Annotated in this window: 2 protein-coding genes and 1 pseudogene (1 of these 3 running past the window's edge); all 3 read left to right on the top strand. The window is 73.3% G+C overall.

The annotated features are described in order from the left end of the window. Window positions 1-77: the 3' portion of an urease subunit gamma gene (locus tag ACFWVD_RS28870; RefSeq protein WP_379248088.1), read on the top strand. It extends 190 nt beyond the left edge of the window; 77 of the gene's 267 nt are visible here — the last part of the coding sequence; its start codon lies beyond the left edge, outside the window; its stop codon occupies window positions 75-77. Between the two features lie 13 nt (window positions 78-90). Next, window positions 91-402 (top strand): urease subunit beta, encoded by a 312-nt coding sequence (locus ACFWVD_RS28865; protein WP_030388195.1) that lies wholly within the window; start codon window positions 91-93, stop codon window positions 400-402. Then, window positions 395-737 (top strand): annotated as a pseudogene (ureC, locus tag ACFWVD_RS28860) (urease subunit alpha); the annotation flags it as partial. The gene ACFWVD_RS28865 and the pseudogene ureC, both read left to right, overlap by 8 nt.

Here is a 737-nt window from a genome sequence, read left to right as displayed (position 1 = left end):
TGATCCACGACGTCCAGGTCGAAGCGACCTTCCCGGACGGCACCAAGCTCGTCACGGTCCACGACCCCATCGTCTGAACGGAGTACCCGCATGATCCCCGGCGAAATCGTCCACGGGGACGGCCCGGTGCTCCTCAACGAGGGCCGTCCCGTCACCCGCCTCACCGTGCTCAACGCCGCCGACCGGCCGGTCCAGGTCGGCTCCCACTACCACTTCGCCGAGGCCAACCCCGGCCTGGACTTCGACCGCCCCGCCGCCCGCGGGCTCCGGCTCAACGTCGCCGCCGGCACGGCCGTCCGCTTCGAGCCGGGCATCCCGGTCGCGGTGGAACTCGTACCCCTGGGCGGGCTGCGCACCGTACCCGGGCTGCGCGGCGAGACCGGAGGGCCGATCGATGGCTGAGCTCTCCCGCCGGGCGTACGCCGACCTCTTCGGGCCGACGGCCGGCGACCGGATCCGGCTCGCCGACACCGACCTCTTCGTCCAGATCGAGCGGGACCTCAGCGGCGGCCCCGGGCGGGCCGGCGACGAGGCCGTCTTCGGCGGCGGCAAGGTCATCCGCGAATCCATGGGGCAGGCCCGCACCACCCGGGCCGAGGGCGCCCCCGACACCGTGATCACCGGCGTCGTCGTCCTCGACCACTGGGGCATCGTCAAGGCCGACCTCGGCATCCGCGACGGCCGGATCTGCGGCATCGGAAAGGCCGGCAACCCCGACACCATGGACGGGGTGGAGC

The sequence above is a fragment of the Nocardia sp. NPDC058666 genome, assembly GCF_042714895.1.
Lineage (GTDB): Bacteria > Actinomycetota > Actinomycetes > Mycobacteriales > Mycobacteriaceae > Nocardia.
Note: the sequence above shows the minus strand (reverse complement) of the source record. Positions and strands in the feature narration are given on the sequence as shown.

Coding starts and splice junctions, on each gene's coding strand:
- ACFWVD_RS28865 (WP_030388195.1), top strand. CDS start 91: ATGATCCCCGGCGAAATCGTCCACGGGGACGGCCCGGTGCTCCTCAAC.